Source organism: Streptomyces sp. NPDC051976, from assembly GCF_040680795.1.
Lineage (GTDB): Bacteria > Actinomycetota > Actinomycetes > Streptomycetales > Streptomycetaceae > Actinacidiphila.
Genome location: NZ_JBFAXL010000005.1, coordinates 167,822 through 193,999, shown reverse-complemented (window position 1 = coordinate 193,999; position 26,178 = coordinate 167,822). Strand labels below are relative to the sequence as shown.

Here is a 26,178-nt window from a genome sequence, read left to right as displayed (position 1 = left end):
AGGGGGCGCCCCACTGGTGTTCGTCAACAGCCACCTTCGGCGCGCGCTACGGTTAAGCCCCCGGTCAGGATTTGCAAGAGGTGGGGGCAGAGCAGCCCGATGGCACATGGCGTGGTGCAGGTAACCAGTCCGAGCAGCTCGCGGTGGCGCCGCCGCACCGGCGAGTACGAGACGCTGGCCGCCGCGATCGAGGCGGCGGCGGACGGCGACGTCCTGTCGGTGAGCGCCGGTACCTACCGCGAGAACCTGGTGCTGGACCGCGCCGTGACGCTGCGCGGCGCGGACGGCCCCGGCACCGTGCGGATCGCGCCCGCGTCGGGGGTCGCGCTCACCGTGCGTGCCGCCGCCACCGTGCAGGACCTGCTCGTGGAGTGCCAGGACATCTCGGCCGCCGCGCTGCTCGTCGAGGGCGGCGCCCCCGAACTGTCCGGGCTGCGGATCAGCACCCGCTCCGCGGTCGGCCTGGAGGTGCGTGAGGGCGCACGGCCCACCGTGCGGCGCTGCACCGTCGACAACCCGGCGGGGCTGGGCATCAGCGTGCTGGACGCGGCGGGCGGGCTGTTCGAGGAGTGCGAGGTCGTCGCCGCGGGCCAGACCGGGATCGCGGTGCGCGGTGGCGCGACCCCGCGCCTGGAGCGCTGCCGGGTGCACCACACCTCGGCCGCCGGGATCTCCGCCACGGGCGAGAACACCGTGGTCGAGGCCGTCGGCTGCGAGGTGTTCGAGATCCGCGGCACCGGTGTGCAGATCTCCTCCCGTGCCTCGGCGCACTTCACCGACTGCCAGGTGCACCGCACGACCGGCGACGGCATCACGCTGGACACCGACGCGGTACTCGCGCTGTCCGACTGCGACATCCACGACATCCCCGAGAACGCCATAGACCTGCGGGCCCGTTCGGTCCTCACCCTCACCCGCTGCACCGTCCGCCGCTTCGGCCGCAACGGCCTGTCGGTCTGGGACCCGGGCACCCGCGCGGACGCCAACTCCTGCGAGATCCACGACAGTACGGGCGACTACCCGGCGGTCTGGGTCAGCGACGGCGCCGTGGCCATACTGGACGCCTGCCGCGTCCACGACGTGCCCGACGCGCTGTTCGTGCTCGACCGGGGCTCCCGGGCCGACGTCGTGGACACCGACTTCGCGCAGATCCGCAACACCGCGGTCTCGGTGAGCGACGGCGCCAACGTCCAGCTGGACGACTGCAGGATCCGGGAGGCCGCCACCGGCGCCTGGTTCCGCGACCACGGCAGCGGCGGCACCCTCGCCCAGGTCACCATCGACGACACGGCGACCGGGGTGATCGTCACCAAGGGCGCGGACCCGACGCTGGAGCGGTGCACCGTCACCAACCCCGCCGAGTCCGGCATCTATGTGTCGGCGGAGGGCCGCGGCACCTTCACCGCCTGCCGGGTGACCGGCAGCCGCGGCTACGGCTTCCACATCATCGACGGCTGCCGGTCGACACTGACCCGGTGCCGTACCGAGCGCTGTGCGCGCGGCGGTTACGAGTTCGCCGAGCCAGGTCCTGTCACCGAGGAGTGCACCAGCGACCGGGCGGCGACGACGGACCCGGCGCCGGTTGCGGGCGCACCCGTACAACAGGCCACCGCGGCCCAGTCGTTCGGCCTGCTGGGCGGCGTACCGGCGCAGCGCCCGGTGGCGGCGGAGGCCGAGGCACCGGCGCCGCCGTCCCGCGCGAGCGACGACGTGCTCGGCGACCTGGACGCGCTCGTCGGGCTGGACAGCGTCAAGCGCGAGGTGCGCACCCTGATCGACCTGATCGCGGTCGGCCGCCGCCGCCAGGAGGCCGGGCTCAAGGCGCCGTCGCTCCGCCGCCATCTGGTCTTCACCGGCTCCCCCGGCACCGGCAAAACCACGGTGGCCCGGCTCTACGGCGAGATCCTCGCCTCGCTCGGGGTGCTGGAACGCGGTCACCTCGTGGAGGTGGCGCGGGTCGACCTGGTCGGCGAGCACATCGGCTCGACGGCGATCCGCACCCAGGAGGCGTTCGAACGGGCGCGCGGCGGTGTGCTGTTCATCGACGAGGCGTACGCGCTCGCGCCGGAGGACTCGGGCCGCGACTTCGGCCGGGAGGCCATCGACACCCTGGTGAAGCTGATGGAGGACCACCGGGACGCGGTGGTGGTGATCGTCGCCGGCTACACCGCGGAGATGGACCGCTTCCTGGCCTCCAACCCCGGTGTGGCGTCGCGTTTCTCACGGACCATCACCTTCGGCGACTACACGGCGGACGAGCTGCTGCGGATCGTCGAGGCGCAGGTGCTGGAGCACGAGTACCGGCTCGGGGACGACGTGGGCGAGGCGCTGCTGAAGTACTTCACGGCGATCCCCCGCGGCCCCGGTTTCGGCAACGGGCGGGCCGCGCGGCAGACCTTCGAGGCGATGGTGGAGCGGCACGCGGGACGGCTGGCCCAGGTCGCCGAACCCACCCACGACGAACTGCAGCTCCTCTACTCGGAGGATCTGCCGGAGCTTCCCTGACCGGCGCCGGGCGGGTCGGGGGTGGCTGCCCGGTCCGGGGCGGCCCGGTCCGGTGCGGGCTCGTCCGGGTGCGGCTGATCCGGGGCGGCGTGGTCCGGGGCGGCGTGGTCCGGGGCGGCCTGTCGCGGGCTCGGCTGGTCCCGGGTGACCTGGGCGGGCACTCCGGCCGCCGGGACGACCGGCAACCGGGCCAGCAGCGCGGCGCGTTCCTGCGCGAAGGCGGGGTCGGCCTGGAAGTCCGAGTGCCCGAGCACCGGTTCCGGCAGCGGGTAGGCGACGCTGCGGCCGTACGCGACCGGGTCGAGCAGCGGTCCGCGGTCGACGGGCTCGGGCGGTGGCCCGCCGCCCTCGCCGCCCGCCACCGCGCAGCCGACCGGGCCGCCGATCGGGTCGGTACGGCGCCACAGATTGCGCCAGGCGTGCATGTCGTCGTGGAGCCCGCGTAACAGCGCGGGACCGAAGTGTGCCGGGAACCAGCGCCCGTAGAGCCTGGCCAGCGGGCAGCCGTAGGTGAGCAGGGCGACGCGGCCGCGTACCACCGGGTCGAGCTGCCAGACCGCGGCGGCGGCCAGCACACTGCCCTGCGAGTGGCCGGACAGGATGATCCGGCCGCCGGTGCGCTCGGTCCAGGACGCCATCCGCCAGCTCAGGTCGGGGACGGCGCGCTCGGCGTAGCAGGGCGGCGCGAAGGGGTGGGCGGCGCGCGGCCAGAAGGTGCCCACGTCCCACAGGATGCCGACGGTACGGCGGGCGGAGGGGTCGCGGTAGGCGCGTCTGCCCAGCGCGACGAGGGCCACCACCCCGGCGCCGACCAGCCAGGAGCCCAGCGACTGGGCGGCGCCCGCGAGATCGCGCAGGGCCGCGGGCGCACCGGCGGCGGCGTCCCCTGGTGTCCCGCCGCCCGCCCAGGACCCGGCGACGGCGCCGCCGCCGAGCGCGAAGGCCGCCGCGCACACCACGGCGATCAGCACCGGCGCGCTGTCGGTCAGCCCGGCGCGGGCGATGGCGTTGGCGATCTGCCGGGTGCGTGCCGTCTGGTGCGGCTCGTCCGGGTACATCCGCTCGACCTCGGCGCGCATCGCCCGCTCCCGCCGCCACAGGCGCCCGATCGCGGCGGCCGTGACCAGCAGCAGCACCGCGAGCACGGCGGGGATCACCGACGCCTCCCAGGTGAGCACCGCGGGCGGCCCGGCCAGCGGGCTGCCGGACTCCCCCGGGGTCGGCCCCCGGTCCAGCCAGTCCGCGGCGCGCTGCGCGACCCCGCCGGTGAGCACCCCGCCCAGCGCGCAGGCGAGCAGGGCGACCGCGGGCCCCGCGAGTCCGTGCAGCGCCACACCTCCCGCCAGCCGCGCCTCGGCGGCGTCATCCTCGCCGCGCCCTCCCTCCGCGGCACCGGAACCCGCCGCACCGGAACCCCCCGCGCCCGAGCCCGCCGCACCCGAGGCCGCGCCCGCACCGCCTGTACCCGCACCGCCCGGGTCCGGATTTCCCGCGCGCCGTCCCGAGCGGTGCAGCACGGTCGCGGCCAGTGCCAGCGCGGCGATCAGGGCGCCCTGGAGGATGGTGAGCGCGGTGAAGGTCTGGGCCGCGGGCAGCCGTCCCGACGAGGTCCAGGCGGGCCGGTGCCAGCCGCTGTAGACGGCGGCGGCCAGCACGACGGCCGCGGAACCGTAGAGCAGCACCCGGGTGGTGAGGTGGTCGGTGGTCTCGTCGAGACCGGCCTCGGTGCGGCGGGCCCGGCAGGCCCCGGCGACGGCGGCGGCCGACATCAGGGCCAGCAGGGCGGCGAGCGTCCAGCCCGCCGCGGGCAGCAGCAGCCCGGCGTGCGCGTTGTCGTAGCGCAGCGCCGGTACGCACAGGGCGGTGGCGACGGTGAGCAGGCCCGCCGCGGTGTGGGCGGTGCGCAGCCGGGCGACCGAGCGGCGGCCGTACCAGAATCCGGGCAGCGCGAGGGCGGGGGTGCCAGGTGCGGGCGGCGGACCCGGCCGGACGGAGGGGCGCTGCGATTCGTACGCGTACCAGGTGCGGCGGGACAGCCACCACAGCAGCGCGGTGAGCGCCAGCGGGACGGGGGCCGCCGCGGCGAGCCTGCGGCCGGGCTCGCTCCACCAGCCGCCGCGCTCGACGGCGGCGAAGCCCAGCCAGGACGTGCCGCGTGAGCAGCGTGCCCGGCCCGCGCACTGCCAGCCGACGATGTCGAGCGCCACCTCGCAGACGGCGGCGACCAGCAGCACGGTCAGGGTGAGCGCGATCAGCCGGACCAGTGCCTCGTAGCCGCGGCTGAGCCGGGCCCGGGGCGACGGCGGGCGCATCCAGTGCGCCAGATTGACGATCATGAACGGGAGCAGCAGCAGCCACAGCGCCCGGCTGCCGTTGCCCGAGGTGAGGTTGGACCAGCAGTACGCCTCGGGCACCGGTCCCCTGGTGTGCCGCCCGGGGTGCTTCTCCGCCTCGGCGTCGCAGGCGCGGCGGTGTATTCCGGCCGTCTCGTCGCCCGCGAGGCGTACGGTACGGGGGTCGTCGAGCATGCGCTCGGGGGTGGTGCCGCCGACCCCGTGCACCAGGAGTTCCAGGGCGAGCGGGGGCGCGCCTGCCGCTTCGGTGTCGGGTTCGACCGGCAACAGCATGGCTGGCCCCTGTCCCTCGCGGTCACCCTCGTGGTGCCCGCACGCCTCGACGGCCAGCCATGCACACGCCAACCGTGCCGTAATCGTGATCCCGGTGGTCGGAAGTGGTACGCGGTGGTCACCTGGCGTACACCTGTGGCGGCTGGTCATGGAAAGATGTCCGGCACAGGACGACGGCGGCGCGCGACCGGCCCCCGGCAGCGGTACCGCGGACAACGAGACGGACAGGACGGGGTCACGGGTGAGCGACAACCAGAACCTGCTCGCGGAGCAGCGGCGGGCCCTGATCCTCGACGAGGTGCGGCGCCGTGGCGGCGTCCGCGTCAACGAGCTGACCCGCAGGCTGAACGTCTCCGACATGACGGTGCGGCGCGACCTCGACGCGCTGGCCAGGCAGGGCGTCGTGGAGAAGGTGCACGGCGGCGCGGTCCCGGTCGTCGAGGCCAGCAGCCACGAGCCGGGCTTCGAGGCGAAGTCGGCCCTGGAGCTGGGCGCCAAGGAGGCCATCGCGCGGGCCGCGGCCGCCCTGGTCACGCCGGGCAGCGCCATCGCGCTCGCGGGCGGCACCACCACCTTCGCCCTGGCCCACCACCTCCTCGACGTCCCCGACCTGACCGTGGTCACCAACTCGGTACGGGTCGCGGACGTCTTCCAGTCCGGCCAGCGGCGGCCGGGCGGGCAGAACGGCGAGGGGTCCGCGACGGTGGTCATCACCGGCGGTGTCCGCACCCCGTCGGAGACGCTGGTCGGGCCGGTCGCGGACCGGGCCATCCAGTCGCTCCACTTCGACCTGCTCTTCCTCGGTGTGCACGGCATCTCGGTCGAGGCGGGCCTGTCGACGCCGAACCTGGCGGAGGCCGAGACCAACCGGCAGTTCGTCCGCTCCGCGCGGCGCGTCGTGGTGATCGCCGACCACACCAAGTGGGGCACGGTGGGCCTGAGTTCCTTCGCCTCCCTGGAGGACGTGGACACCCTGGTCACCGACGCCGGTATCCCCGAGGTGCTGCGGGCCGAGATCGGCGAGCACCTGTCGGACCTGATCGTCGCGGGCGAACCCGAGGGCCCCGCAGACATCTGAGAACGGCCTCTGTACGCTGCCGCGCATGGCCCCCCGTACGCAACGCCCACTGCGCGACGTCGAGTTGGACTTCCTCGACAGCGCTCCGGTGAGACTGTCCTTCTCCGCCGCGCTCAGCTCGTCCCCCGAGGCCGTCTACCACGCCCTCGCCGTCGACACCGAGGGCTGGTCCCGGTGGTTCGCCGCGGTGGTGTCGGCCACGCCGACGCCGATCGGCCGCGATGTCGTGCTCTCCGGCGGGGTCCGCTTCGAGGAGACCGTACTGGCCGCCGACGAGCCCTCCCGCTACGCCTACCGCGCCGACACCATGAACGGCCCCGGTGTGCGCGCGCTGCTGGAGGAGTGGCGGGTGGTGCCCGCGCCCGGCGCGGGCGGGGGCAGCGTGCTGCGCTGGAGGATCGCCGCCGACGGCCCGCTCGTGACCCGCGTCGCGCTACGGCTGATCTCCCCCGGTCTGCGCCGCGCCTTCCACGGCGCGGCGCGCGCGCTCGACCGGGGGATCACCGCCTGATCGCCGACGCATGGGCCGTCAGGTCCTGCTGACCCTGCCGCAGTCGCCGGTCTGCCCCCAGCCGAGCGGCCTGCTGCGGTCGTACGGGTCGGTGGCCGGGCCCTTCGGGGTGGGCCGGGGGGTGCCGCTCGCGGTGCCGGTGGGTGTCGGCTCGGCGGCGTGCGGGAACTCCGGGTGCAGCAGACCGTCGTAGATCCCGCAGGCGCTGTTGCCGATGTCGCCGTTCCACCGGGTCAGCGCCAGCTTGCCGGGAGTGTGCTGCCAGCGGTTCGGGTCGGGCAGTTCGAAGGTGAGGGTGCGGCGCACGATCGTCCGGGCGATCTCCGGTGACGCGCTCTGGTCCCGCGCCTGCCGCAGCGGGTAGACGAAGGTGTAGTCGGCGTCGATCCGGACGCCGCCCATCTCGCCCTTCCGCACGGTCATCCGCCCGCGCACCTTCACCACGCTCCCGACGACCCGCGCCTCGGCGGGTGCGAACCGCGAGAACAGGTTGGACGTGTTCTGCTTCTGGGTGGGCTTGGCCAGGGAGGCGCGGATGTCGGCCAGCGACCGCGTGGCCGCCTGGTCGACCAGCGCGAGCGCCTTGTCGGGGCGGCCGCCCGCCAGCACCGCGGGGTCGAGATTGGCGTCCACCAGGAAGTCCTTGGCCTGGCGCAGGGCCGTGGCGACCGCCGTCTTGGAGGAGACGCCGTAGCGGGCGGCGGGCGGCAGCACGATGGCGTCCGCGCCGTTGCCCCAGGCTTGCGCGGGCGACCCGGCGAACGGCCGCTTCAGCGTGGGCAGATCGGGGTCGACGCTGGGCGGCGCGGCGGTCGGCGCCGCGGTCTCCGGGGCCTGGGTGGTGGGGATCGGCTGCGCGGCGGCGCTGCTGTGATGGCCGCCCTTGCCGGTCACCCAGGACCAGGCGCGGCTCGGCGAGAGGGCGATCAGCAGCAGGACGACGACCAGCAGCACGCCCAGCAGGCCGCGGAACTGCGACCGGCGGCGCAGCCGTCGCTCGGCGTCAGCCGAGGAGCCCGCGCGCCATGCCGTCGCGGAGGACGACGCCGGCGACCCACCACGGCCGCGCCGGAAGCCCGGCAACCGCCGCCGGCGCGCCGGGGGTTCCGCCGCCCTGCGCTCGTCCTCCTCGCGCAGCCTCCTGGCGACCATCCGGGCGCGCGCCGAGGGTTCCTTGGGCGCGCTGGCGCGTATCGCGCTCTCGCTGTCCTGGACGAACCGGTCCCACACGTCGTCGGGGATGGACGGCTCCTCGGCGGGGGCCGGCGATGAATCGGTGGTCACGGCAGTCGCTCTCGTCTCGTCCAGGCATGCCTGGGGAAGGCGAGGTACCGCTCACTCGAGTGCCCCCACAGGCGAACAACGGATCGGGGCCGCCGCCGGCTGGCGGACGCCCGGCCCCGTGTGTCGCACATTCTTACGCATCCCCCGCACGGCCCGGTCAGCGGTACTCCGCCAGCCGCCGTCTGATCCCGAGGAGCACCAGTACCCCGGCGGCGCCGAGCGCCGCCCCGGGGATCGCGGGCCAGCCGTCCAGGGCGCCGCGGGCGTCGGTCGCGTGGGCGGTGAAGTCGTCGAGCTGCCGCCCGGCCAGCGCGTCCAGTGTGGTGGCGAAGTCCCAGAAGTCGAAGGCGATGTCGCCGCGTCCGACCGTGGTGAGCACGATGGCCGCCTGGTCCGTCTCGCCCTTGGCCCGCAGGTTCCGCAGGGTGCGGTCGTCGGCGCGGAAGTGGCCGTAGCGGGTACGGACGTCGGCGTAGCCGGGGCGTTCCGCGGCGGTGGCGTAGCCGTCCGGGGTGAGCAGGGTGTCGAGTTGGCGGGTCAGCGCGTCGAACTGCTTCTGGTCGGTGACCGCGTAGGCCGCGTCGTGGACGAACCAGCGGCTCTCGCTCGCCGCGGCCTGCGCCGCCACCGCGCGTGCCTGCGCCAGGCGGGTCCAGGGCCGCAGCCCCTGGTCGCCCGCGGCGGTCACCGAGTCCGCGGAGGACAGGAAGGAGAGGACACCGGAGACGCTGATCACCAGCGCGGCGGCCGTGGCGGCGAGCAGCGCGGGGTGCAGCAACCGCCGGTAGTCGACGGTCAGTTCCCACTGCCACCAGACGAGGAAGGCCGCCGTGAGCGCGCCGACCAGGCCGACCAGCAGCGCCGCGCGCTCGGCCGCGTCATGGGCGGTGGACGCCAGCGCGGCCGCCTGCCGCTGGTAGACGGCGGACAGCGCGGAGGCGGCGGGCAGTAGCTGGTCGTGCATGATCTGACCGGCCTGGACGTTCATGGTCACCGCGACCTGTGGCGGCTGCCCCGCCGTACGGTCGGGGTGCAGATCGTCCACATAGGCGGCCCGGCCGCTCAGGTCGTCGTAGCGGCCGAGCGCGTCGAGCAGCGAGCGGACCCGGGAGCCCTGGTCGCGGTCGGCGCCCAACTGCCGCAGCAGATCGCTGACCTGGGCCCGCCGCTGCTGTGCGGTGATCAGGGCGATGAGCTGGTTGCCGACTTCCACCGTGGGGTCGGTGGCGGACTGGCCCGGGGCGAGGGTGTCGGCGCGCTGCGCGTCCAGGTCAGCCAGCGCGAAGTTCAACTGCGCGGCGACGGCGGCCCGTTCGGTCACCGACTGGCGCAGCCTGAGGGTGTCGTGCCGCACGGCGACAGCGCCGCCGATCGCGACCGCGCACAGTGCGGCGAGTGCCAGAAGCGCCGTCACGGTCCTGGTGCCGAGCCGCCGCGGCCCGGCCTTCCCCCGTCGAAGGCCGCGCCGCGGCGGGCGAACCGTCTCGGGCGGGCGCACCACCACGGGCACCACCGCCGCCTTGCTCTCCCCCGCCGGCCGCGTCGCCTGAGACGTCGTCATACGGTGACGCTAGGCGGGTGGCGCGACACCCCGGTGGCCTGACAGCGTCCGGACGGTGTCCGGGCCGTAACAGAACGGCAGCGAACGGCGGTTGGCGAGTGGCGGCCGGGCCGCGGTCAGTCCTTGTGCGAGCCCGCGGTACGGTGCCCCGGCCGGTCGTCGGGCGCGTGCCCGGACGAACTCTGGGGCGCGTCCTGGGGCGCGTCCTCGGGGTGCCAGAGCGGGTGTTCGGCCTTGATCCACCAGCGGGGGACGTAACCGGTGCGCAGCGCGCGGCGGGCCTCGGGGTCCTTGGTGGCGAGCCAGACGTGGCCGGTGATCACGGCGGCGATGAAGAGCGCCAGCCAGTCGTGGACGAAGGTGGCCCCGGTGCGCCAGAACAGCGGGGTCAGCCGGGGGAACCACATGATCAGCCCGGTGCCGATCATGATCAGGATGGCTCCGACGGTGAACGCGGCGTACAGCTTCTGCCCGGCGTTGAACTTGCCCGCCAGGCTCGGCTCCCGCCTGCGGGTGCGCAGGGCGGTGCGCAGCCAGCGCCAGTCGTGCGGGAGGAACCGGCCCAGCCGGCTCGCGTCGGCGCGGAAGGCGCGGGAGAGCAGCCCCAGCACCAGCGGCACCGGGAGCAGGATGCCCGACCACTCGTGGACGGTGACCACCAGCCTGCGGCGGCCGACGATCTCGGCGAGCGGCGGGAAGTACAGGCAGGCGGCGGTGAACACGCAGACCGCCATGAGGCAGTTCAGCGAGCGGTGCACCCAGGTCTCGGCGCGGGTGAAGCGGCGCAGCCCGGCGACGGCCCTGGACTCACGAAGTGGGGTCATCACCGCGGCCGTTCGACTTGCCGACCCACGCGTCCACGTCATAGCCGTAGTGCTCCCAGTAGCCGGGTTGTACGTCCTTGGTGACGGTGATGCCGGAGAGCCACTTCGCGGATTTGTAGAAGTACATGGGCGCCGCGTACAGCCGCACCGGTCCGCCGTGCGCGGCGGTGACGGGCTTGTCGTTCATGGTGAGGGCCACGATCATGTCGGAGCGGCGGGCCTGGTCGAGGGTGAGGCTCTCGGTGTAGACGCCGTCGAAGCAGGTGAAGCGCAGCGCGGTGCCTTTGGCCGTCACCCCGGCGGCGTCCAGCAGGGTCGACAGCCGCACCCCGGAGAACGCGGTCTTGGGCACCCGCCACCCGGTGACGCACTGCACGTCGTGCACCATCCGCACCTGCGGCAGGGCGCGCAGGTCGGAGAGCCGGTACGAGGCGGGGGTGTCGACGAGGCCGCCGACGGTGAGCCGGTAGTCGCGCTCACTGCGGTGCGGGATGGAGTCGGAGACCGAGTAGAAGCGGAAACCGCCGCCGCCGGGCAGCAGTCCGGTCACTCCGGTGGGGTCCTTGGCGCTGATCGACGCCAGGACGGTGTCGAGCTTGTCCTGTACGGCGCCGCCGACGCCCACGCCGAGCGCGCCGAGTCCCAGCATGCCCAGCACCACCCTGCGCCCGACGGGTGTGCCGCGCCCTTCCGGCGCGGGCGGCTCCGCCCCGGGCTGCGGCCGCGGCGGCTTCGCCGGGTCCGGCGTGCTGTCGTCCATGTACCGATTCGAGCACGCCGGACGCCCGGTGACCAGGGCAGGCCGGGCATCGTCAGGGTTTCGTCATATCTGCGCGGCTGTCTCTGAGTCCGCTGTGTCCGCCGCCGCGGCGCCCGTCGACGCCGGTACGGCGGCCAGCAGCCCGGCCAGCGCCTGGTTGAACGCGGCGGGGCGTTCGAGGTTCGGCATGTGCGCGGCGCCCTCGATGACGGTGAGCCGCGCGCCGGGGATGCGCTCGTGCAGGTACGCGGCGTCGCTCACCGGGGTGAAGACGTCGTCCCGGCCCACGACCAACAGGGTCGGCACGGCGATGTCGGCGAGCATCGCGGTGTAGTCCGGGCGCTCGGCGCGGCCGCGCAGCGCGGCGGCGGCGCCCTCCGGCGGGGCGGCGAGCATCATGCCGCGCACATGGTCGGCGACCTCGGGCAGCGCGGCGATGTTGGCGGGCGCGACCATCGAGTCCAGCACCTCGTGCGCGTAGCCCGCCATGCCCTCGCGCAGCAGCGCGTCCGCCCGGTCGTTGCGCTCCTTCCTGCCCTGCGGGGTCTCGCCCTGGGCGAAGGTGTCGGCGAGCACCAGGCCGCTGACCCGCTCGGGGAAGAGCCGGTGGAATTCCAGCACGATCTGGCCGCCCATGGACAGCCCGCACAGCACGGCGCGGGCGATCCCGAGGTGGTCGAGGAGCGCGGCGAGGTCGCGGGCGAAGGTGTCCAGCGGGGTGACGCCGGGGACGACGGTGGTCGCCCCGTAGCCGCGCAGGTCGGGGGCGATCACCCGGTGGCCGGGGAAGGCCGTCCGCTGCGGCCGCCACATCGAGCGGTCGAAGGGGTGGCCGTGGACGAGGAGCAGCGCGTCCCCGCTGCCCGAGTCGTCGTACTCCACCGTGATGCCGTTGACGGATACCGCGCTCACCTGGGATTTCCCCCCTGCCGAACCGATGTCTCGATGCTATGGGCGACATCAGCGCAGGGCAATGACTATATTGACCTCGGTGCAATATGAGGATGTGCACGGGATGGGCGTGCGGAAGGTGGCGGCGGGCCATGCGGGACTACCGGCGGGTGGCGGACTCGGTCGCCGCGGACATCGCGAGCGGACGGCTGCGGCCGGGTGACCGGCTGCCGACGCAGCGCGCGTTCGCCCGGCGGCTCGGCATCGCGGACTCGACGGCGGGCCGGGTCTACGCCGAGCTGACCCGCCGCGGTCTGGTGGTCGGCGAGGTCGGGCGCGGCACCTTCGTCCGGGCGGCGGCACCGGCCGCGAGCCCCGCGCTCGCCGAACCGGCCCTCGCCCGGATCGATCTGGAGCTCAACTACCCGGTCGTGGCGGGGCAGACGGAGCTGCTGGCCGCGGGCCTCGCCCGGCTGTCGCGGCCCGATGTGCTGGCGGCGGCGCTGCGACCGGCCGGGGCGACCGGCACTCCCGCGGCGCGCGCGGCGGTCACCGCGCTGCTCGCCCGGCCCGGCTGGGCACCCGACCCTGACACCGTGCTGTTCGCGGGGAACGGCCGCCAGGCGATCGCCGCCGCGATCGCGGCCCTGGTCCCGGCCGGCGGGCGGCTGGGCGTCGAGGCGCTGACGTATCCCGTGGTGAAGGCGGTCGCCGCCCGGCTCGGGGTCACCGCGGTGCCGCTGGCCTGCGACGCGGACGGGCTGGTGCCGGAGGCGGTGCGCGCGGCCCACGTCGCGTCGCCGCTGGGCGCGGTCTATGTGCAGCCGACGCTGCACAATCCGCTCGCGGTCACCATGCCGGGCAGCCGCAGGGCCGAACTCGCCGACGTGCTGCGGGAGTCGGGACTGGTGGCGATCGAGGACGCGATCTGGTCGTTCCTGCACCCGGACGCGGCCCCGCCGCTGGCCGCGTACGCCCCGGAGCGGGTGGTGTTCGCGGACAGCCTGTCCAAGCGGCTGGCGCCCGGCCTCACGCTGGGCTTCGCGCTGACCCCGCCGGAGCTCGCGGGCCGCGTCGTCGGCGCGCTGCGCTCGGGGGCGTGGACCGTGACCGGGTACGCCCTGGAGGCGGCCACCGGGTGGCTCACCGACGGCGCCGCCGCCACCGTGGCCGCCGCCAAGCGCGAGGACGCCGCCGCCCGCCAGCGGATCGCCGCCGCGGCGCTCGCCGGGTGCGCGCTGCGTAGCGACCCGCACGCGTACTTCTGCTGGTGGGAGCTGCCGGAGCCCTGGCGGGCCGACACCTTCGTGGCCGCCGCGGCGCGTCGCGGTATCGCCGTCACCCCCGCGGCGTCCTTCGTCGTCGGCCCGCACCGCACGCCCAACGCGATCCGCCTGGGGCTGGCCTCTCCCCCGCCCGAGACCCTCCGGCAGGCACTCGGCACGCTCGCCGCCCTGGCCCGCAGCGACCCTGACGACATGTCAGCCGACTGAGCGGAGGGCAGGGCTCGTCGGCTTCGGGAGTCATGGCACGATGCCGCCATGACCGATGAGACGCGGATACGGCACTACACCCGGCCCGACGGGCTGCCCCCGGTGAACGGTTACAGCCACGCGGTCGCGTTCAGCGGCCGGATGGTCGCCGTCTCCGGGCAGGTACCGGTGGACGCCGAGGGGCGGCTGGTCGGCGAGGGCGACGCGCGGGCGCAGATCCGGCAGGTGTTCGAGAATCTGACCGGCGCGCTGGCCGCGGCGGGTGCCACCCTCGCCGACGTCGTCAAACTCACCGTCTTCCTGACCGACTTGGCGGATCTGGACGCCTTCCGGCAGGTGCGCGACGGATATCTGCCGAAGGAAGCGCTGCCCGCCTGCTCGCTCGTCCAGGTCGGCGGCCTGGTCAATCCGGCCTTCCGGGTGGAGATCGACGCCCTCGCGGCGCTCTGACCCGAGCGGCGCGCCCGGTTCAGCCCGGCCAACTCCCGTCCGCCAGGAAGCCGTTGATGGCCGAGGCGTACGGGGCGATGTCGAGGCCCTGCGCGGCGAGCCAGGCGTCGGAGTAGTACTTGTCGAGGTAGCGGTCGCCCGGGTCGCAGATCAGGGTGACCACGCTGCCGGTGCGGCCGTCCGCGACCATCTCCGCGATGATCTTGAAGGCGCTCCACAGCCCGGTCCCGGTGGAGCCGCCCGCCTTGCGGCCGATCGCCGACTCCAGGGCCCGTACCGCCGCCACCGACGCGGCGTCGGGCACCTTCATCATGCGGTCGATCGCGCCGGGCACGAAGCTCGGCTCCATCCGCGGCCGCCCGATGCCCTCGATCCGTGAACCCCGGTCGCAGGACACGTTCTTGTCGCCGCTGACCCACCCCTCGTAGAAGCAGGAGTTCTCCGGGTCGGCGACGCAGATCCGGGTGTCGTACTGCATGTAGTGCACATAGCGCGCGATGGTCGCCGAGGTGCCGCCGGTTCCCGCGGTGGCCACGATCCACGCCGGGTACGGATACCGCTCCCGCCGCAGCTGCTGGAACATCGACTCCGCGATGTTGTTGTTGCCCCGCCAGTCGGTGGCGCGTTCGGCGTACGTGAACTGGTCCATGTAGTGCCCGCCGCTGCTCGCCGCGAGCCGTGCCGACACCTCGTACACCGTGCGCGGGTCGTCCACCAGGTGGCACTGCCCGCCGTGGAATTCGATCAGCCGCTGCTTCTCGTGGCTGGTGCTCCGGGGGATGACGGCGATGAACGGCACACCGACCAGGCGCGCGAAGTACGCCTCGGAGACGGCGGTCGAGCCGCTGGACGCCTCGATGACCGGTTTCCCGGGCCGGATCCAGCCGTTGCAGAGCCCGTACAGGAACAGCGAGCGGGCGAGCCGGTGCTTGAGGGAGCCGGTCGGGTGGGTCGACTCGTCCTTCAGGTAGAGGTCGATGCCCCACTCGTCGGGGAGCGGGAAGCGCAGCAGGTGGGTGTCGGCGGAGCGGTTGGCGTCGGCCTGGACCCTGCGGACCGCCTCCTTGAGCCAGGTGCGGTATCCGGGGTCGGTGCGGTCGATGTCCCCGGTACGCGTACAGCCGTCCGCCCGGTCGCTGCCGACTGCCGCGCGACCGGAGTGACCGGCACCGCTGGAAGCGCTCGCTTCGCTGGCGTCCACGTGACTCTCCCGTCCCTGCGGCGCGCCGCCTCGCGCCGCGCGCCGTGCCGGATGGCCCGTATATGGATCATAGGGGGACGAAAGCGCAGGTAGCAGGCTGGTGACTCCGACCGGAACGACAACCTCCAGCCAACCCGCTGTGCGGAAGTTGCGGATTCCGCCACATGGGGTGACTCTGAAATCGCATCACGGAGTACTGCCGCAGTCACTCTACGCAGTTTCGCTCAGGTGTTCCCATCGGAGCGGCGCACGGCCCGGACCCCGCCACGCGGGGTCCGGCCCCCGCCGCGGAGGGAGTCGCAGCCGTGATCATGCAAGCCGACAGAGAATGTGCGCTCGAACTCGACGCGCATCCGTACCGGATCCAACAGATCCGCCGGATCGTCTCCGCCCAGCTCCGTTACTGGCGCCTCGATCCGCTCATCGCCGCGGCGACGCTCGGCATCAGCGAGCTGCTCGGCAACGTGCACCGACATGCCAGGCCCGACAAGCACTGCTCGGTACGGCTGAAGCTGGCCGCCGACCGGCTCACCGTCGCGGTCGCCGACCACGACCCGCGGCTGCCGCAGCTGCATCCCGTGGAGCCGCTCGCCACCGGCGGGCGCGGGCTCGCCATGGTCGAGGCGATGAGCGACAGCTGGGGCACCGACCTGCTGCCCCAGGAGACCGGCAAGATCGTGTGGTTCGTCCTGCGCACCCCGGTACCGGTGCCCGCGCCGGTCCCGCTGCGCTCCACGGTCCCGTTCGAACCGCCCCCGAAGCGTGTCGGCGCCGCGGTCGCCCTGCCGGTGGCCCCACCGGTCGCCGCCCCGCTCGCGGTCCCCGTCGCCTGATCCGGCACTGCCGCTGATCGACGCGAAGCCGGGAACCGGCCGCCGTCTCCCCCGGAGACGGCGGCCGGTCGCATGGGCCGGGCGCCCGTGGGGCGGCCGGGCGCGAGGGGCGCCGCATCGGACTACTCCGTGGCGGGCCCGTCGGCCTGCCCGACAACCACCGGTCGGTCCGGCCCGGCGACGGCCGGTCGCATGGATCCGGCCCGCCAGCCGGCCCTGCGCATCGGCCGCCGCCGTCGTCGCCTCACTCCGTGGCGATCGCCCGCAGCACATCCAGCCGGGCCGCGCGGCGGGCCGGGCGCCAGCCCGCCAGGACGCCTGCCGCCACGCCGACCAGCAGCACGACCGCGAGCGGCACCGGCGGGACGGCGAAGGCGCTGATGCCCGAGCTGTCGGTGGCCTTCACCAGCGCCCAGCCGAGGAAGGCACCCAGACCGAGACCTCCCGCGGTACCGAAGGCGGCCACCACGACCGACTCCCAGCGCACCATCGCCCGGAGCTGGCCACGGGTCTGGCCGACCGCGCGCAGCAGGCCGAGTTCGCGGGTCCGCTCGTGCACCGCGAGCGTGAGCGTGTTGGCGATGCCGAGCAGTGCGATCAGCACCGCGAGCGCCAGCAGCGCGTAGACCAGGGTGAGGAAGGTGTCGATGCCCGCCGCCGACGAGGTGGCGTACTCGCTCTTGGTCTGCACGTCGGGCGAGCCGAAGGGCACCACCGCCCGCTGGACCGCGGCCTTGCCCGCGCTCACGGAGACCCCGTCCCTGAAGTCCACCGCCACGAGCGTGTCCTTGTCCTGGACGTGGTGCGGGCTCCAGGCGGCCCGGGTGATCAGGTAGTCGCCCGCGAGATCGGCCCGCTGGTAGACCGCGCCGACGGTGAACGGCACCTTGGTCCCGTCCGCAAAGCCGAGCGTCAGCGCGCTGCCGGTGGTCCAGCCGTGCTTGCCTGCCTCGTCCCGCGACACGGCGATCGCGTGCGTGCCGAGCCCGGCGAGCGAACCGCGTACCGTACCGAGGTCGAGCAGCCGGGAGAGCGCCACCGGATCGGTCACGGAGAGCTGGCGCCCTCCGCCGTCCACCTCGGCGACGCCCCGGCCGAGCCCCACCGCGTCCTTGACCTGCGGCAGCGCCGCCAGCGTGGGCGCCATCCTCGGGCTGAGCCCGCTGCCGCCCGCGCCGTAGACCTGCGCGCTGATCGCCACGTCGCCCGCGAAGGAGCGGTCCACGGTCTGGTTCATCGACTCCTTGAGCGACGCGCCGAGGACGGTGAACAGCGACACCACCGCGACCCCGATCATCAGCGCGGTGGCGGTCGCCGCCGTCCGCTTGGGGCTGCGCAGGGCGTTGCGGCGGGCCAGTGCCCCGGTCACCCCGCGCAGTCTGCTGACCGGCGCGCCGAGGACCCGTACCGCGACCGTGGAGGCCACGGGGCCGAGCACCACGAAGGCGCACAGGGTGAGCACCGCGCCCGCGGCGGTCAGCGGCAGGGTCGGGCCCGCCACACCGACGACGGTGAGCGCGACACCGGCCGCACCGGTGGCGGCCCCGATCAGCGCGCGCCGGCGGGAGGCGCCCGAGGTGTCCGTGGCGCTCTCGCGCAGCGCCGCGATCGGGGCGGTGCGCCCGGCCCGTACCGCGGGCATCACGGCCGAGGCGGCGCAGACCAGCAGGCCCACGGCGAGCGGTACGGCCATCGCCGCGGCGTGGATCTTCAGGCCGCCGCCGGGGAAGGGGAAGCCGACCGCGGGGAAGAGCGCCTGGAGTCCGGCGGCGATACCGATGCCGCCGAGCAGCCCGGCGGCCGAGGCGGCGAGCGCCACCACCACGGCCTCGGCGAGCGTCGAGCCGAGCACCTGGCGGCGGGTCGCGCCGAGCGCCCGCAGCAGCGCGTTCTCCCGGGTCCGCTGGGCGACCACGATCGCGAAGGTGTTGTGGATGCTGAAGGTCGCCACCAGCAGCGCGATGCCCGCGAAGACCAGCAGCAAGGTGGTGAAGATGTTCAGGAACGCCCCGGCGGTCGACGACTCGGCCTCGTCGCTGGCGGTGGTCCCGGTGATCGCCTCGTACTTCGCGGGGAGTACCCGCGCCACCCGGTCGGTGAGTTCCCGCTGGCTGATGCCGGGGCCCGCGCGCACCTTGATGGTGGTCGCCTCGCCCGGCCCGGGCATCAGGTACCACTCGGCGTCACCGCGGCTGAGCCCGGCGTACGTGGTCTGGCCCTCGCCGTCCTCGCCGCCGAAGGTGGCCACGCCGACGACGGTGATCCGCACCGGGTTGGGTGCGCGCAGCAGCGTGGTGTCCCCCACCCGCAGCTTGGCCTTCTTGGCCGCGCCGCGGTTGATCACGGCCTCGCCGGGCCCGCGCGGTGCGTGGCCCTCGACCAGCTTGTACGGGTTGAGCTTCGGGTCGGTGATCCAGTTGGCGGCGACGGTCGGGGCCTTGGTGTCGAGCGACTTCCCGTCCTTGCCGACGAGTTCGCCCGCGCCCTCGATGTCGGGCGCGACGGCCGCCACACCCGGCACCCGCTGGATCGCGGCGACGAGGTCGGTGGGGACCGGCTGCCGTACGCCCTGCCCGGGGCCCGCCTTGATCTGGTCGGCGCCGCGTACGACGGTGTCCGTGCCGCTGTTGGCGTCGGCGAACAGGCTGCCGAAGCTGGCCCGCAGCGTGTCGCCCATGACCATGGTCCCGGCCAGGAACGCAACGCCCAGGAAGACGGCGAAGAAGGTGCCCGCGAACCGGCGCTTGTGGGCGCGCAGTCCGGCCAGGCCGATGCGCAGCGAGGCGCGTGCGGCGCTCATCGGGCGGCACCTTCCGCGGTGCCGGTCCTGCCGTCGGCGGTGCCGGTCCTGCCGTCGAACGCCTTCATCCGGTCGAGCACCCGGCCCGCGGTGGGCCGTGCCATCCGGTCGACCAGACGGCCGTCGGCGAGGAAGACCACCTCGTCGGCGTGCGCGGCGGCGACCGGGTCGTGGGTGACCATCACGACGGTGCGGCCCATGTCGTGCACCGCCCGGCCGAGCAGTTCCAGCACCTCACCCCCGGAGCGGGAGTCGAGGTTGCCGGTCGGCTCGTCCGCGAAGACCACCTCGGGGCGACCGGCGAGGGCGCGGGCGACCGCGACCCGCTGCTGCTGACCGCCGGAAAGTTCACTCGGACGGTGCAACAGCCGGTCGCCGAGTCCGACGACGTCGATCAGCGCGTCCACCCAGGCCATGTCGGGCCGGGCGCCCGCCAGGTCGAGCGGCAGGGTGATGTTCTCCGCGACGGTGAGCGTCGGCACGAGGTTGAACGACTGGAAGACGAAGCCGACGCGGTCGCGGCGCAGCAGCGTCAGCTGCCGGTCGGTGAGCGATCCGAGGTCGGTGTCGCCGATGTGGGCGCTGCCCGAGGTGAGGGTGTCGAGCCCGGCGGCGCAGTGCATCAGCGTGGACTTGCCGGAACCCGAGGGGCCCATGATCGCGGTGAAGCGCCCGGCGGGGAAGCCGACCGTCACCCCGTCGAGGGCGCGGACCACCGCGTCGCCCTTGCCGTAGACCTTCGCGGCGTCGGTGACACGGGCGGCGGGCGGGGCACCGACCAGCGTCGGCCCGGAGGTGAGGTCGGCGGTCACAGCGCACCGCCCTTGCCCCGCAGGTCGCCGCCGAACCGCTCGTCGAGCACCGACAGACGTCGCCAGTACTCGTCCTCGTCGATCTCCCCGGTGGCGAAGCGGCGGGCGAGCAGCGCGATCGGGGAGTTGTCCTCGGCGGCGGCGTTGCTCCCGCCGGTGGCGGCCGCGCCCCAACGGGACTGCCAGGGGCCGCGGCGGCCGCGCCAGGCGGTACGCCGCAGCACGGTGACCACGGTGACCACGACCGCCGCCCAGATCAGCGGGAAGAACAGGATCCACGGGCCGGGCCCGCCGTCGTGCCAAGCCAGGGTGTTCATGCTCGTCAACTCCTCGATGGTGCGTCACGCGGAGACTTCTCCGACACCACCGAGCCTGGCTTTCCCCGGCCCTCACGTCGTCGTACGGCCAGCGGCACCCCGTCTACCCCGCGGGGAGTACGCGGCGGGGCGCGGCCTGCTCCCACCGCCACCCGGACCCGGCCATGCGGATGACGCGGCGGGATTCGGGCGCCCCCGCCGCGTCGGTGCGAGCCGCCACGTCAGCGCGGGACGACCAGGCCGTCGTCCTCGTCGGCGGGCCCGCGGGGCGCGGGTATCCGGCGGCGGCGCACCGGCCAGCTCTGCCTGCGGGGTACGGGGCGCCGCGGGCCGCCGCCCGGGGGCGCTCCCGGGTCGTCGGGACCGCGGGTCGGCCCCGGGCCGGCGGGTTCGCGGGCCGCGCGCGGGCGGGGCGCCGGCAGGCGGGGGACGAACCGGCGGCGCGGGGTGGTGCGGCCGGGGACGATGATCGCGAGCAGGCACGACAGCGCCATGCCGATCAGCCCGGCGACCACGCCCAGTTTGGTCGCGAGCGACACCTTGGGCAGCACGAACACCGCGATGTCCAGGCCGAAGGACGCGGCGCTGACCACGGCGAGGGCGGCGGCGACCCGGTTGAGCCGGGTGTCGAGCATCTCCGCGCGCATGGAGGAGGCGGCCACCAGCGAGTTGCTGACGTAGCCGAGCAGCTTGTCGGCCCGTTCCTGGGTGTCGTCGAGTCCGATCACCTGGCGGGCGGCCAGATATCCGGCGCGGTGCGCCTGCGTCGACTCGATGCGGTAGCCGTCCAGGTGGTGGAAGTCGGCCCACAGTCCGTCGAGGAACCGGCGGAAGGCGTGCACATCGGTGCTCTCCGGATTGCCGTGCGCCAGGTCCGCCAGCACCCACCTGCCCGCGATCAACGCGCCGACCAGCAGCGACTGCTGGGCCACCGCGACATCGGTGGGCTCGGTCATGGTCAGCAGATCGTCCAGCGGTGTCGCCGGGTCGCAGTCCCAGGCGTAGGTGTACGGCAGCAGGATCCGGCACTGCGGCCCCGAGATCAGCTCGGGCACCCGGGTGTCGGGCGGCCACGGCGGGTCCTGGGTGACGAAGTGGCAGTTGTAGCGCGCCGATTGGCGGTCGATCGGGGAGTGCTCGCCGCCCAGCGCGAGGTCGGGGCGCAGCGCCACGTTCGTCATCAGGCCGCTGCTCACCGAGGAGGCGAGCACCGCGGTCAGCACGGACGCGTCCGCCTCACGTAACGCGCGGTTGACCGAGGCGTCCAGCGCGTCGAGTTCGGGCAGGGCCAGCTCCCGCAGATCGATGTCGTGCCGCAGGGCGTAGACCACCAGGACCGTGCCCGCGGTGAGGATCCGGGCATGGCAGGCCACGATCTCGACACCCGGCAGGGCGACCACGGGCCGGACGACGGCGGTGAGGTCCAACTCGACGGTGCTGTCGGGGTTGTACGCCAGCGAGCGCAGCGACCCGGCGACGGGGTGCAGCACGCCGTGGCCGGGTACGGCCATGGCCACCGGGACGGGGCCGTCGGCGCTGTGGTGCAGCGGGTAGGCCCTGCTCTGCAGGTGCAGTACCCCGCTCATGCGGCGGCGCCCGGGCGGGCCACGGCCACGTACTCCGGGATCAGTTCGGACTCCGCGACGTCCACCCGGCCGAGGTAGCGCCGCTGCAGGTCCTCGGGGCCGAGGTCCAGCACCGTGGGGCCGAGCAGCTCCGTGAGCTGATGATGGGTCAGATAGCTGGCGTCCGCGGGCACCTGGCGGTCCAGGAACCAGTCCCGCTGCTCCGCCAGGACACGGCTGCCGGCCGCCGCGGCGGGCCAGTAGCTCACCGCGGTGACGTTCGTCGTACCGAACTGCTCGCCGAGCCGGACCACCGCCCGCGCGTCCTCGTCCGGCAGGTAGAACAGCACCCCTTCGGCCACATACGCCACCGGCCGCCCGGCCGCCAACTCCCGTACCCGCGCCGCCAGTCGCTCCCGGTCCGCCGCGCTGCCCAGGTCGGCCGCCAGGTGCCGCACCTCGCGGTCCGCCGCCACGCCCGACGCCACCAGCTCCGCCGCCCGCCGCCGCTTGGCCGCGACCATGTCCGGCAGGTCCACCTCCAGCGCCGCGGCGAACGGCAGCAGCCACGGGTACGACGAGAATCCGGCGCCGCACACCACCAGCACCGTCTCCGGTTCCTCCCGCAGCACGTCCGCCAGGGTGTCGGCGATGAAGCGGCCGCGCAGCGACACCACCAGGTCGTCGTGCGCGTAAACGGCGCCGGCGAACTCCTCCCACAGCGCCCGCACCGCGCCCCGCTCGCCGTCCGGGATCCACGCGGCCGCCAGCCCGTCCTCGGCCAGCTCCGGCATCCGCGCCCTCGACTCGTTGACCAGATAAGCCGTCAACTCGACCCCACCCCGCACGGATCACACCCCCATCAGCACCATGACATCCCGTCAGACTCCTTGGTACCACGGACCACCGACACGCGTACGCCCCGGAACAGGCCCTGATCAGCGCACCGCCGCCTCGCCCCCCCGGTGAGCGGGTCCGGCACCGCGGGCCGGGCGGTTGTCACAGGCCCCGCCTAGGCTGGTCGCATGTGGCACTGCACGGGTCTTCGGTGGCGGGACGACGGGCCGGTGTGGACGTGGTGGCTGCCGGGCGCGGCCGCCGGGGGTGCGGGGGGCGAGGCGCGCTCCAGTCCGCTGCGGCTGGGCGGGCCGCTCGCCTTCGCGGTCGGCCCCGACGCGGTGCGCGCCTGCCTGGGCGTGTGGCGCGGCGGCCGGTGGGTGCCGTGTCCGTACGGGGCGGAGCTGGCCCCGCAGGCGCGGCGCGACCAGTGCGAGCGCTGCGCGGCGCTGGACCGTACGTATTCGGTGGCGGCCGACACCAAGGTCGACGACCCGCGGGCCTACGCCGTCTACCTGGCGTATTTCGGTCCCGGGCGGCACAAGGTGGGGATCACCGCGGTGGAGCGGGGGGCGGCCCGGCTGCGGGAGCAGGCGGCGGTCTGCTTCACCTTCCTCGGTGAGGGGCCGCTGATGACGGCGCGCCGGACCGAGTCGATCCTGGGCTCGGCGCTGGGTCTGCCGGACCGCGTGTCGAGTACGGCGAAGCGCGCCGCCCGGCTGGCGCTGCCCGACGCGGCGGCCCGCGCGGCCGAGCTGCGCGCCCTGTACGACCGGGTGCGGGACCTGCTGCCGGACACGCTGCGCCCGCGGCCGTTCGAGGCCGTCGACCAGGCGGTCCTGTTCGGTCTGGCACCGGCCGCGCCGAGGCCCACCGCCGAGATCACCGCGCTGCCGCGCGGCGCCGCCCTCACCGCCACCATCCGCGCCGTCGCGGGCGCCGACCTCTACCTCTCCCCGGCCGACGCCCCCGCCACCACACTCCTGCTGGACTCCCGGCTGGCCGCGGGCTGGCCCCTGCTGCGCCCGGCCACCCCCACCGCCTCCGGCTTCCCCACCACACCGGTCGCCCCGCCGATGGAGACCCCGCAGTCCCTCTTCTGAGGGCGCGGCCGGGCGCACCCGGGCGCACAAGGCCCGGCACTCCCCACCGGCCACCTACGCCCGGCGCCGCGCCTGCCGCGCGCGTCCGCCCGACACCCGGACCCGCTCCCCACCGAGCGCCGCAGACGCGCCTGCCGGACGCCCGGGCCCCGGAGCCGCGGGCGCGATGCGTCGTGCCGGACACGCCCTGCCCCTGCGGGCTACCCGCCCAGCGCCGCCAGCGGGTCGTCCAGCACCGGCTGCCAGGCCAGTTCCGCGGCGCCGACGAGGCTGTTGTGGTCGAGGGCGCAGGCCAGCAGCGGGACGCTGCCGCTGCGGCCCCAGAGGCTGCGGTCGGCGACGACGGCACGCAGGTGGTCGGGGTCGGCGTCCAGGAGGTGGCGGTGCAGGCCGCCGAGGAGGATGCGGTCGGGGTTGAGGACGTTGACGAGTCCGGCGAGGCCGCGGCCGAGACGGTCGATCAGGGTGTGTGCGGCGGAGCGGACGGCCGGGTCGGCGTACTCCTCGCGGAGCAGGTCGATGCACTGCTGGAGCAGCGAGACCTCGGGGCCGGGGGTGCGCCCGGCCGCTTCCAGGAAGGCCAGCGGGTCGGCCTCGACGTCGAGGCAGCCGCGGCTGCCGCAGTGGCAGGGGCGCCCGTCGGGGAGCACGGTGAGATGGCCGACCTCCAGGGCGAGCCCCGAACTGCCGGTGTGCAGGCGGCCGTCGAGGACGAGCGCGCCGCCGACGCCGCGGTGTCCCGAGGCCACCACGAGGAGCTGCTGCGCGTCCCGCCCGGCGCCGTGGCGGTGCTCGGCGAGCGCGGCCACGTTGACGTCGTTGCCGACGAAGGACGCGACGGGCGCGCCGTCGGGCCCGGTGATGCCGACCCGGGCGACCTGGCTCGCGAACACCTCGCGGACCGGCGCTCCCGCGGGCCAGGCCAGGTGCAGCGGGTTGAGCGCGGTGCCCTCGGGCTCGGCCACCGCGGACGGTACGGCCAGGCCCGCGCCGACGCAGACCCGGCCGGAGGCGCGCAACAGCTCGGCACCCGCCTCGACGACCGCGCCCAGGACGTGCGCGGGATCGGCGGGCACCGTCATACAGCCGGGCGCGGTGGCCACGAGCTCCCCGCCGAGCCCGACGAGCGCGGCCCGGAAACCGTCGGCGTGCACCTGCGCGGCGAGCGCCACCGGCCCTTCCGGCGCCACGTCGAGCCGGTGCGAGGGCCGCCCCTGCGCGCCGGAGGGGCCGGTGGGCCGGGTGTCGACCCGGATCAGTCCCAGCGCCTCCAGCTCGGCGGCGACCGCGCCGGCCGTCGCCCGGGTCACCCCGAGTTCCGCGGTGAGCAGGGCGCGGGTCGCCGCGTGGCCGGTGTGCACCAGGGAGAGTGCCGGGCCGAGTGCGCCGCGGCCTCTCTCAAGCCTTGTCCGAATCTGTGTCACCCCTCTATTCTGACTTTGTGCCGACGCTAAACAAAATAGGGACGGCCCTTGGCCGATCCCACCACACTCCCGCCCCGTCCCCCGCCCTCCGCCGACTCCGCCTCGCCCTCACCGTCTTCTTCGCCGTCGACGGTTTCCTCTTCGCGGGCTGGGTGGTCCGTATCCCCGCGATCAAGGCCCAGGTCGGCGCGTCCGCGGGCCAGTTGGGGCTGGCCCTGCTCGGTGTCTCGGCGGGCGCCGTGGCCACCATGGTGCTCACCGGACGGCTGTGCCGCCGCTTCGGCAGCGAGCGCGTCACCGTGTTGACGGGCATCCTCCTCTCCCTGAGCGTGGCCCTGCCGCCCAGGACGCACTCCGCCCTCGCCCTCGGCCTGGTGCTGCTGCTGTTCGGTGTCTCCTACGGCGGCCTGAACGTGGCGATGAACAGCGTCGCGGTCGATCTCGTGGCCGCACTGCGCCGCCCCGTGATGTCCAGCTTCCATGCCGCGTACAGCCTGGGCGGGCTGCTCGGCGCGGGCATCGGCGGCCTCCTGGCGCCGCACCTCTCGCCCGCCACCCACCTGCTCCTGCTCACCCCGGTCGGCCTGCTGACGGTCGCCCTCGCCGGACGTGTCCTGCTGGCCCACCCGCTGCGCCGCCCCGAGCCGGCCGCGGCGGCGCGGGACCGGGACACCCGCGCGCCCCGGGCGACGGCGCGCCCCCGCCGCACCGGCCTGCTGGTCGCCGTCTTCGGCCTGATCGCGGCCTGCACCGCGTACGGCGAGGGCGCGCTCGCCGAGTGGGGTCCGCTGCACATCCAGCAGGACCTGCACGGCGGACCCGGCATCGCGGCCGCCGGATACGCGGCGGTGGCCTGCGCGATGACCCTCGGGCGGCTGTCCGGCACCGCGCTGCTGGAGCGCCTGGGGCAGACCCGTGCCCTCGTGCTCGGCGGTCTGACCGCCTGCGGCGGCATGCTGCTCGGCGCGCTGGCCCCAGCGACCCCGCTGGTGGTGGCCGGTTTCGCGGTCACCGGTCTGGGCCTGGCCAACCTCTTCCCCGTCGCCATCGCCAGGGCAGGTGAACTGACCGGGCCCAGCGGCGTCGCCGCCGCCTCCACCCTCGGCTACGGCGGCATGCTCCTCGGCCCGCCCACGATCGGCTTCCTGGCCGACGCCTTCGGCCTGCCGACCGCCCTGACCACGGTCGCCGCGCTGGCCGCCGTCGCCGCGGGGATCGCCTACGCGGTGCGGGGCAGCGGGTCACCCACGAAGGACGCCCGTCCCGGGAAATGACGACGCCTGTCCTGGGAAGCCACGGCCC

General features: G+C 74.7%; 21 protein-coding genes. 8 read left to right on the top strand and 13 right to left on the bottom strand.

Annotated elements, in window-relative coordinates; all coding sequences use genetic code 11:
- Positions 1–99 precede the first annotated feature (99 nt).
- On the top strand, positions 100–2,505 hold the full coding sequence (locus tag AB0M29_RS08265) for a right-handed parallel beta-helix repeat-containing protein (RefSeq protein ID WP_365380715.1): 2,406 nt from the start codon (positions 100–102) through the stop codon (positions 2,503–2,505).
- On the opposite strand, the gene AB0M29_RS08260 is transcribed toward AB0M29_RS08265, so the two are convergent.
- The gene (locus AB0M29_RS08260) at positions 2,475–5,132 is read right to left on the bottom strand and encodes a hypothetical protein (protein WP_365380712.1); all 2,658 of its coding nucleotides are present in this window, start codon (positions 5,130–5,132) and stop codon (positions 2,475–2,477) included. The genes AB0M29_RS08265 and AB0M29_RS08260 overlap by 31 nt on opposite strands.
- A 241-nt stretch (positions 5,133–5,373) precedes the next feature.
- Here AB0M29_RS08260 and AB0M29_RS08255 point away from each other — a divergent pair, with 241 nt between their 5' ends.
- Together AB0M29_RS08255 and AB0M29_RS08250 are read left to right on the top strand one after the other, a co-directional pair.
- Positions 5,374–6,210 (top strand): DeoR/GlpR family DNA-binding transcription regulator, encoded by an 837-nt coding sequence (locus tag AB0M29_RS08255; RefSeq protein WP_365380710.1) that lies wholly within the window; start codon positions 5,374–5,376, stop codon positions 6,208–6,210.
- A 25-nt stretch (positions 6,211–6,235) separates the two neighbouring features.
- Positions 6,236–6,721 (top strand): SRPBCC family protein, encoded by a 486-nt coding sequence (locus tag AB0M29_RS08250; RefSeq protein WP_365380707.1) that lies wholly within the window; start codon positions 6,236–6,238, stop codon positions 6,719–6,721.
- Positions 6,722–6,739: 18 nt separating this feature from the next.
- Here AB0M29_RS08250 and AB0M29_RS08245 read toward each other — a convergent pair whose 3' ends face one another.
- The 5 genes from AB0M29_RS08245 to AB0M29_RS08225 form a co-directional block, all read right to left on the bottom strand.
- A complete protein-coding gene (locus tag AB0M29_RS08245; protein WP_365380704.1) occupies positions 6,740–8,005 on the bottom strand; it encodes a hypothetical protein in 1,266 nt (421 codons plus the stop codon).
- A 157-nt stretch (positions 8,006–8,162) separates the two neighbouring features.
- Positions 8,163–9,566, bottom strand: a complete 1,404-nt coding sequence (locus AB0M29_RS08240; RefSeq protein ID WP_365380701.1) for a hypothetical protein — start codon at positions 9,564–9,566, stop codon at positions 8,163–8,165.
- Positions 9,567–9,682: 116 nt separating this feature from the next.
- Positions 9,683–10,390: a cytochrome b/b6 domain-containing protein gene (locus AB0M29_RS08235; RefSeq protein ID WP_365380698.1), complete on the bottom strand. Its 708-nt coding sequence runs from the start codon at positions 10,388–10,390 to the stop codon at positions 9,683–9,685.
- Complete coding sequence (locus AB0M29_RS08230) at positions 10,374–11,150, bottom strand: molybdopterin-dependent oxidoreductase (RefSeq protein ID WP_365380695.1); 777 nt, start codon at positions 11,148–11,150, stop codon at positions 10,374–10,376. Before AB0M29_RS08230 ends, AB0M29_RS08235 begins: the two co-directional genes overlap by 17 nt.
- A 63-nt stretch (positions 11,151–11,213) precedes the next feature.
- Entirely contained in the window at positions 11,214–12,062 is an 849-nt protein-coding gene (locus AB0M29_RS08225; protein WP_365380692.1) for an alpha/beta fold hydrolase, read from the bottom strand.
- 131 nt (positions 12,063–12,193) lie between these two features.
- Between AB0M29_RS08225 and AB0M29_RS08220 the strand changes: the two genes are divergently transcribed.
- Positions 12,194–13,534, top strand: coding sequence for a PLP-dependent aminotransferase family protein (locus AB0M29_RS08220; RefSeq protein ID WP_365380690.1), 1,341 nt, complete (start codon positions 12,194–12,196; stop codon positions 13,532–13,534).
- Positions 13,535–13,582: 48 nt separating this feature from the next.
- Entirely contained in the window at positions 13,583–13,984 is a 402-nt protein-coding gene (locus tag AB0M29_RS08215) for a RidA family protein (protein WP_365380687.1), read from the top strand.
- 19 nt (positions 13,985–14,003) lie between these two features.
- Here AB0M29_RS08215 and AB0M29_RS08210 read toward each other — a convergent pair whose 3' ends face one another.
- Positions 14,004–15,086: a PLP-dependent cysteine synthase family protein gene (locus AB0M29_RS08210; protein WP_365381033.1), complete on the bottom strand. Its 1,083-nt coding sequence runs from the start codon at positions 15,084–15,086 to the stop codon at positions 14,004–14,006.
- A gap of 404 nt (positions 15,087–15,490) precedes the next feature.
- Between AB0M29_RS08210 and AB0M29_RS08205 the strand changes: the two genes are divergently transcribed.
- The gene (locus tag AB0M29_RS08205; protein WP_365380685.1) at positions 15,491–16,018 is read left to right on the top strand and encodes an ATP-binding protein; all 528 of its coding nucleotides are present in this window, start codon (positions 15,491–15,493) and stop codon (positions 16,016–16,018) included.
- Positions 16,019–16,262: 244 nt separating this feature from the next.
- Here the strand turns inward: AB0M29_RS08205 and AB0M29_RS08200 are convergent, their stop codons facing one another.
- From AB0M29_RS08200 to AB0M29_RS08180, 5 genes are all read right to left on the bottom strand, one after another.
- Entirely contained in the window at positions 16,263–18,818 is a 2,556-nt protein-coding gene (locus tag AB0M29_RS08200; RefSeq protein ID WP_365380682.1) for an ABC transporter permease, read from the bottom strand.
- On the bottom strand, positions 18,815–19,630 hold the full coding sequence (locus AB0M29_RS08195; RefSeq protein WP_365380680.1) for an ABC transporter ATP-binding protein: 816 nt from the start codon (positions 19,628–19,630) through the stop codon (positions 18,815–18,817). The genes AB0M29_RS08200 and AB0M29_RS08195 overlap by 4 nt, the downstream gene beginning before the upstream one ends.
- Positions 19,627–19,947: an SHOCT domain-containing protein gene (locus AB0M29_RS08190; protein ID WP_365380677.1), complete on the bottom strand. Its 321-nt coding sequence runs from the start codon at positions 19,945–19,947 to the stop codon at positions 19,627–19,629. The genes AB0M29_RS08195 and AB0M29_RS08190 overlap by 4 nt, the downstream gene beginning before the upstream one ends.
- A gap of 221 nt (positions 19,948–20,168) precedes the next feature.
- Positions 20,169–21,533, bottom strand: coding sequence for a hypothetical protein (locus tag AB0M29_RS08185; RefSeq protein WP_365380674.1), 1,365 nt, complete (start codon positions 21,531–21,533; stop codon positions 20,169–20,171).
- Positions 21,530–22,342, bottom strand: coding sequence for a class I SAM-dependent methyltransferase (locus AB0M29_RS08180; RefSeq protein WP_365380671.1), 813 nt, complete (start codon positions 22,340–22,342; stop codon positions 21,530–21,532). The genes AB0M29_RS08185 and AB0M29_RS08180 overlap by 4 nt, the downstream gene beginning before the upstream one ends.
- 195 nt (positions 22,343–22,537) lie before the next feature.
- Between AB0M29_RS08180 and AB0M29_RS08175 the strand changes: the two genes are divergently transcribed.
- Positions 22,538–23,452 carry a DUF2797 domain-containing protein gene (locus AB0M29_RS08175; RefSeq protein ID WP_365380668.1) on the top strand — a complete coding sequence of 305 codons (915 nt, stop codon included), beginning with the start codon at positions 22,538–22,540 and terminating at the stop codon, positions 23,450–23,452.
- 200 nt (positions 23,453–23,652) lie between these two features.
- Here AB0M29_RS08175 and AB0M29_RS08170 read toward each other — a convergent pair whose 3' ends face one another.
- On the bottom strand, positions 23,653–24,876 hold the full coding sequence (locus tag AB0M29_RS08170; protein WP_365380666.1) for an ROK family protein: 1,224 nt from the start codon (positions 24,874–24,876) through the stop codon (positions 23,653–23,655).
- 17 nt (positions 24,877–24,893) lie between these two features.
- On the opposite strand from AB0M29_RS08170, the gene AB0M29_RS08165 reads away from it, so the two are divergent.
- The gene (locus AB0M29_RS08165) at positions 24,894–26,150 is read left to right on the top strand and encodes an MFS transporter (RefSeq protein ID WP_365380664.1); all 1,257 of its coding nucleotides are present in this window, start codon (positions 24,894–24,896) and stop codon (positions 26,148–26,150) included.
- Positions 26,151–26,178 lie beyond the last annotated feature (28 nt).

What these genes read in the sequence shown, in the direction of transcription:
- AB0M29_RS08220 (WP_365380690.1), top strand. Translation starts at nt 12,194, where the DNA reads ATGCGGGACTACCGGCGGGTGGCGGACTCGGTCGCCGCGGACATCGCG.
- AB0M29_RS08250 (WP_365380707.1), top strand. Translation starts at nt 6,236, where the DNA reads ATGGCCCCCCGTACGCAACGCCCACTGCGCGACGTCGAGTTGGACTTC.
- AB0M29_RS08265 (WP_365380715.1), top strand. Translation starts at nt 100, where the DNA reads ATGGCACATGGCGTGGTGCAGGTAACCAGTCCGAGCAGCTCGCGGTGG.
- AB0M29_RS08240 (WP_365380701.1), bottom strand. Translation starts at nt 9,566, where the DNA reads ATGACGACGTCTCAGGCGACGCGGCCGGCGGGGGAGAGCAAGGCGGCG.
- AB0M29_RS08200 (WP_365380682.1), bottom strand. Translation starts at nt 18,818, where the DNA reads ATGAGCGCCGCACGCGCCTCGCTGCGCATCGGCCTGGCCGGACTGCGC.
- AB0M29_RS08185 (WP_365380674.1), bottom strand. Translation starts at nt 21,533, where the DNA reads ATGAGCGGGGTACTGCACCTGCAGAGCAGGGCCTACCCGCTGCACCAC.
- AB0M29_RS08230 (WP_365380695.1), bottom strand. Translation starts at nt 11,150, where the DNA reads ATGGACGACAGCACGCCGGACCCGGCGAAGCCGCCGCGGCCGCAGCCC.
- AB0M29_RS08190 (WP_365380677.1), bottom strand. Translation starts at nt 19,947, where the DNA reads ATGAACACCCTGGCTTGGCACGACGGCGGGCCCGGCCCGTGGATCCTG.
- AB0M29_RS08175 (WP_365380668.1), top strand. Translation starts at nt 22,538, where the DNA reads ATGTGGCACTGCACGGGTCTTCGGTGGCGGGACGACGGGCCGGTGTGG.
- AB0M29_RS08260 (WP_365380712.1), bottom strand. Translation starts at nt 5,132, where the DNA reads ATGCTGTTGCCGGTCGAACCCGACACCGAAGCGGCAGGCGCGCCCCCG.
- AB0M29_RS08215 (WP_365380687.1), top strand. Translation starts at nt 13,583, where the DNA reads ATGACCGATGAGACGCGGATACGGCACTACACCCGGCCCGACGGGCTG.
- AB0M29_RS08235 (WP_365380698.1), bottom strand. Translation starts at nt 10,390, where the DNA reads ATGACCCCACTTCGTGAGTCCAGGGCCGTCGCCGGGCTGCGCCGCTTC.